Origin of the sequence: Acinetobacter lactucae (assembly GCF_013344765.1) — a bacterium.
GTDB classification, from domain to species: Bacteria; Pseudomonadota; Gammaproteobacteria; order Pseudomonadales; family Moraxellaceae; genus Acinetobacter; species Acinetobacter lactucae_A.
Map to the genome: position 1 here is coordinate 1 of NZ_JABVBF010000191.1, position 6,239 is coordinate 6,239.

General features: G+C 38.7%; 6 protein-coding genes. 4 read left to right on the top strand and 2 right to left on the bottom strand.

The features are described 5' to 3' along the window. A partial coding sequence (locus tag HUN22_RS14975; protein ID WP_217488198.1) for a TonB-dependent receptor occupies positions 1 to 2,187 on the top strand: 2,187 nt, incomplete at its 5' end. Positions 2,188 to 2,236: 49 nt separating this feature from the next. Here HUN22_RS14975 and pyrE read toward each other — a convergent pair. Then, complete coding sequence (gene pyrE, locus HUN22_RS14980) at positions 2,237 to 2,887, bottom strand: orotate phosphoribosyltransferase (RefSeq protein ID WP_174730911.1); 651 nt, start codon at positions 2,885 to 2,887, stop codon at positions 2,237 to 2,239. Between the two features lie 38 nt (positions 2,888 to 2,925). On the opposite strand from pyrE, the gene HUN22_RS14985 reads away from it, so the two are divergent. Further along, entirely contained in the window at positions 2,926 to 3,750 is an 825-nt protein-coding gene (locus tag HUN22_RS14985; RefSeq protein WP_174730914.1) for an exodeoxyribonuclease III, read from the top strand. A 453-nt stretch (positions 3,751 to 4,203) separates the two neighbouring features. Further along, entirely contained in the window at positions 4,204 to 4,554 is a 351-nt protein-coding gene (locus tag HUN22_RS14990) for an arsenate reductase (protein WP_174730917.1), read from the top strand. A 37-nt stretch (positions 4,555 to 4,591) separates the two neighbouring features. Here the strand turns inward: HUN22_RS14990 and HUN22_RS14995 are convergent, their stop codons facing one another. Continuing rightward, positions 4,592 to 5,029: a DUF2147 domain-containing protein gene (locus HUN22_RS14995; protein ID WP_003654111.1), complete on the bottom strand. Its 438-nt coding sequence runs from the start codon at positions 5,027 to 5,029 to the stop codon at positions 4,592 to 4,594. Positions 5,030 to 5,181: 152 nt separating this feature from the next. Between HUN22_RS14995 and HUN22_RS15000 the strand changes: the two genes are divergently transcribed. Next, positions 5,182 to 6,093, top strand: coding sequence for an alpha/beta hydrolase (locus HUN22_RS15000; protein ID WP_174730920.1), 912 nt, complete (start codon positions 5,182 to 5,184; stop codon positions 6,091 to 6,093). The last annotated feature ends 146 nt before the right edge of the window (positions 6,094 to 6,239 follow it).

Below are 6,239 nucleotides of genomic sequence, written 5' to 3' on the forward strand. Positions count from 1 at the left end.
ATGTTAAGCATTTCTACACCATCTCCCCAAATGAAGCGTCTTTTTCCACTGAACTTACTCAGTTTAATGATCTTGAATATTCAAGGTGCCTATGCAGAAGATGTGACTGACTCATCAAAAGTCGCCGCCACCATGCCCACCATAAAAATTGAGGCCATGAGTGAACTCGACCCAATTAAAAGTTATATCGACTATGACAAAGCCAATGTCACACGCAATGGTTTAGACAAAAAAGATATTCCTCAAACTGTTGATACCATTGATGTTCAGAAATATAAAATTTATGGATCGAATGACTTAAGTGTGATGCTGCAAGGAACTCCAGGCGTATCAACCAGTTACGATATGCGCGGTGATGGGATCACGATTCGTGGTTTTGGTGCCGATACAGGTGATATTTACCGTGATGGCATACGTGAAAGCGGACAAGTACGTCGTAGTACAGCAAATATCGAACGTATAGAAATTTTAAAAGGCCCCGCTTCGGTTTTATATGGCCGTAGTGCTGGTGGCGGTGTTGTGAATATGGTGAGCAAATTCGCCAATTTTGACTCTAAAAGTTCAGTTGGTGCGTACGCTGGTTCATATGATAACTACGGAACAACCGCTGACATCAACCAAGTTATTAATGACAATTTAGCAGTACGTTTAACTGGAGAATATGGTGAGTCAGGAAGCTTCCGCTCTGGCATTGAAAATAAGATTGAAATGTTTTCACCAAGTTTCACTTATAAAAATGATGATGGAACACTCACTTGGACCACGCAATATACCTATGACAAATTAGGTCGTGTACCTGATCGTGGTCCAGCATATGAAAACTTGCCTGCGGGAACTTCAATTAAAATGGGATTTGCCCAAGACGGCGATTATGTTGATGATATTTTGCAAGTTGTCCGCACCGATGTGAATTATCAATATGCGCCTGATTGGAACTTTCACTGGGCAGCAAGTTACCGACAAGCAGAACAGAACTTTGACCACTTTTATTTTGGAACTTATTGTGGTTTAGATGGAAAAAACTCAAAAAATGAGTCTTGTACTAAAAAAGGTTACATCGACCAAATTTATTACTGGCAACAAACCAGCAATAAAACCACCACCAATACATTTGATATTAAGGGCAAGTTCAAAACAGGTTCGCTTGAACATCAAATTATGGTCGGTACAGACTGGACTTATGAACAACGAGAGCCACGTCTAGCCAATAAAACTCAAAATGGTTCAGCCATTTATGGTTACGTTAATCCATTCACAGGCGAACGTGAATATAGTCGTGGCAATGGTCCATTAAAGATTAGTCAGCATAACTATAATGAAGGCACAACTTACGGTGTATTTATTCAAGATTTAATTGGTCTAAATGACCAACTTAAACTCATGATGGGTGTCCGCTACGATTACTTTGACTTTTCAACTACCAACAAATTAACTAATGAACACCGTAATGTAAAAGATGGTAGCTTTAGCCCAAATGTTGGTTTGGTATGGCAACCGCTTCCGGAACATAGCTTTTACACGTCTTACTCTAAGAGCTTTGCACCATTTGGCGGACAAATGGGTGTTAACCAAGTTACCGGAAGCACCGATGTCACAAAAATGGATAAAGAGCCTCAATACAACGAGCAATATGAAGTTGGGGTAAAAAGCGAATGGTTAGATAGTCGTTTAAATACTCAATTTTCTATTTTTGATATTCGTAAAAATAATATCCGCTATAAACCAAATCCTAATGAGCAACCAGAAGTATGGGCAACTGCTGGTCAGCATCAATCTCGTGGTCTTGAATTTAGTTTTATTGGTCGCGTACTAGATAATGTCTTTGTTCGCGGTGGTTATGGCTACACAGATGCAAAAGTAAAAGAAGACAAACAAAAGCCTGAACAAGAAGGTAACTATTTAGCAAACACATCTAAAAATACGGGTAATTTATTTGTTCGTTATTTACCAACCGAGCAGTGGTATACCGAGGTGGGAGTGACCTATGTAGGTTCGTATTATCCAAATCTTAATAATCAAGTAAAAATGGAAGGCTTTAACCGTGTCGATGCGGCGATTGGCTATAGTGCAGACCCATGGAATGTCACACTTGCGGTGAATAATCTAACCAATAAAGAGTACTGGCGTTCAGACAGCATGCCAGGCACACCACGTAATGTATTATTGCGTTTGAATTATCAATTTTAAGTAAATATTAAAAAGGCATACTCCTATTTAGAGGTATGCCTTTTTCTTTTTAGATACCATATTTCTCGCGATAAGCTTGCATATTTGCTAACGCTTCTTTTTCGCCTTTCGCTTCTAAATAATCCATTAAATCTTTCATGGTAATCAGTGCGTGCACAGGAATTTCTAATTCTTTTTGAACTTCTTGAATTGCAGAAAGCTCACCTTGACCACGTTCTTGACGATCTAATGCCACCAAAACACCCGCAATAGTTGCGCCAGCGTTTTTCAAAATCGTTACCACTTCACGAATCGCTGTACCTGCGGTAATTACATCATCAATAATCCAGACTTTTTTACCTTCAACTGCAGCGCCAACTAAAACACCGCCTTCACCATGATCTTTCGCTTCTTTACGGTTAAAGCCCCATGGCACGCTTTTGTTATGGACTTGCGACAAAGCAACAGCAGTCGCAGCCACAAATGGAATACCTTTGTATGCTGGCCCAAAAATCACATCAACATTTTCACATTGTGTTAATTTATCAGCATAGCCTTGCGCTAAAAGAGATAAAGCTTCACCATCGTTGAGTAGGCCTGCATTAAAAAAATAAGGACTCACACGTCCAGATTTTAAAGTAAACTCACCAAATTTAAGCACACCGCGTGATAATGCGAGTTCGATAAATGCTTGCGGGTTAAATGACACAGGCGTTGTCATGAGGTGCTCCAAATTCACAATTGAGGTTAAATTTTCGCATGATACCAAAGGATCAGTATCCAAGTGATGTAAAAATTCTTCGAGTCGTTTCCATTAACGTAAATGGCTTACGTTCTTCAGTAACGAAAGGCTTACTTGAATGGTTAGAACAATCCGATGCCGATGTCGTATGCATGCAGGAAAGCCGCATTACCCATGAACAATGGACTGAAAAATTTAGACCCGAAGGATGGCATACCCATCTCTTTCCAGCAGAGCGTGCAGGTTACGCAGGAACTGCAATTTATAGCCGCTTACCCTTTGTCTCTGTTAAAGATGGTTTAGGGTTTGAGTTGGCTGACAGTCAAGGTCGCTTTATTTCTGCCGAATTTGATTTAGGTTTGTCACATCCAGTACATATTGCATCATTATACTTACCTTCAGGCTCAAGTGGTGAAGAAGCGCAAGCCCGTAAAGATTTATTTTTAGGTGAATACGCAAAAATCTTGAAGCAATGGCGTGATGAAAATAAGTCAGTCATCATTTGTGGTGACTACAACATTGTTCATAAACGCATTGATATTAAAAACTGGTCGGGTAATCAAAAATCATCTGGCTGTTTACCGCATGAACGTGCTTGGCTTGACCATATTTACGATGAACTTGGCTATGTCGATACCTTCCGCGTAGTTCGAGCAGAAGCAGAACTTTATTCATGGTGGTCAAATCGCGGTCAAGCTCGTGCAAAAAATGTAGGGTGGCGTATTGACTACCACGCATGTTCACCAGACTGGAAAGCACGCACAATTAATGCTTGGGTCTATAAAGATCAATGGTTTAGCGACCATGCGCCCGTTGTTATCGACTATAAAATTCAAGAATAAGTGAACACTTGTTCACTTACATTGTCGTTTTAGCTTACAGCATATGTCGTTTTTGTGTATTTTTCTTACACAGCTTTAACGGCATTATAGCCCCACGGCACAGGGAAGCAGTCAGGATGACGCAAAAGGATAGGACGCCGTAGGAAGATAAAATAAACTTATGATAAGTTTATTTGCAAGGATGTGACATTGGACGTTGAAATGAGACCCGCATGATCAGGATGATTAAATGCGGGTTTTCTCTTTTTTAGTCTCTTATTTTGCGCTAAGTTCTTTTAGTTTTAACTTCTTCTTATTAAGCTCATTATCGCCTTGTCTTATGACAATAACATGACATTTCTCTTTTGATTAATCATTAATTTTCATTTGTTTTAAAAGTATCGGTATAAAGTAGTGCTTGAAAGCATTTTGGGTTAGGCTGTGTGCTCTCTCTTTTTGACATGGTCCGATAAAATGTTAAAAATTTATGGAATTAAAAACTGTAACTCAATGAAAAAAGCTTTTGATGCTTTGCAAGCCAAAGGACTGAGCTACGATTTTCATGATTATAAAAAACAAGGCATTGATGCAGATACCTTAAAGATCTGGTTAAAAGAAATTGGACAAGATACTGTTCTCAACAAAAAAGGGACGACTTGGCGCAAGCTTTCAGAAGAAGAACAAAATCGTGCTCTAAGCAGTGAAGAAAGCCTCATTGAAGCACTCATTGCTCAACCAAGTTTGATTAAAAGACCTGTTTTAAAAACTTCACAGGGTTTTATTGTGGGTTTCGATGAAACTGCTTATCAAAACTTAAATGCATAAAAAAACGAGCCGTTTGGCTCGTTTTTTATTAAAAATTTTAGTTAGCGCGAATCCATGTTTGGTTACGACCAAGAGCAGAAACGCCAATATAACCACGTAATTTAAGCTTTTTGCCGCCATCGGTTAACTCACCTTTCAGTTTGTAAGTTTTACCTGATTTTGGGTCTAAAATCGTACCGTTTTCATAACTGTTACCACCTACATTTTTTAAATTATGTACAATGGTGACACCTTTAAGTGGTTTGTTTTTATACGGACCTTCACATTTTGTACAAGCGTTTTCTTCACCTGGTGTCAAAATGTTCTGAATGGTTGCAGTTAAGGTTCCGTCCTTCTGTTCCGTAAATTTCACTACGGCTTTTGGCTTGTTGGTCTGATCATCAATCGTTTTCCATACCGTTCCATTGAGTGTATCAGCCGCATTGGCAAATGCAGCCATACCAATGAGTCCTAGAGCTAAAGCAATCTTTTTCATTTTTGTAATATCCTTGGGTCTTTCAAGATTTTTAGTATTCAGAAGTCGCAAAGATATTGCAATTTTTGAATGTGACTGTTTCGTGTAACCTTGTAATCTTGCAAAATAAAATTTACAAGAAAACAAGAAACTAGCATAAAAATGGATGCTCTATGAATATACCAAATGTTTGGAAATATTATTTTACAGAAACTTTTCTTAAAACAACAATTCGCAAGCCAAGCCAGCTAAATTTGCCGGCTACCGCTTTACGTCCCGTTCTAGAGCAAATGTGTCGTGCTTTTCCACGACAAAAAAATGTTTCTGTGCGCCCGATTCGACTAGCAGGTATTAAAGGTGAAGAAATTAAACCGCAAGATTCTGCGACTCAACTAATTTTTCACATTCACGGCGGCGCTTTTTTCCTTGGCAGTGTGAAAACACACCATGCTTTTATGACGGATTTGGCTGCTCGCACCCAAATGCAAGTTATTCATGTGGACTATCCGCTTGCACCAGAGCATCCCTATCCTGAGGCAACAGAGGCTCTGTATGACATCTATCAATCTTTAATGGTTCAAGGCATTCAGCCTAAAGATATTATTTTATCGGGTGATTCATGCGGGGCAAATTTAGCGCTAGCACTTTGCTTACGTTTAAAAGAACAACCCGAACTTATGCCAAGTGGCCTGATTTTATTGTCACCTTTTCTAGATTTAACCCTTACGAGTGAGTCTCTTCGATTTAACAAAAAACATGATGCCTTATTATCTATTGAAGCCCTACAAACAGGAACTCAGTACTATATAGGCAATCATATTGCTGCTGAGGACCCACGCGTTTCACCTATTTTCGATGATTTGCACGGCCTACCACCAACTTTGGTTCAAGTAGGTTCTAAAGAGATTTTATTGGACGATGCCAAACGTTTTAGAGAAAAGGCGGAAGATGCTGGTGTTAAAGTTCAATTCAAACTTTATACAGGCATGTGGCATAACTTCCAGATGTTTAACGCATGGTTTGATGAAGCTAAACAAGCATTAGCAGATATTGCTGAATTTACTAATGAGCTCGATAAAACTTAATTTACATATAAATGATGTGAAGAGTCCCAGAAACTTTTCACATCATTTTCTATATAAAAACTCATCATATATAAAATGAAAATCATGTTATGTTTAAAATATAAATTATTTAAACAATCCAATTTTAGGATGGTCTAACAAAGAGG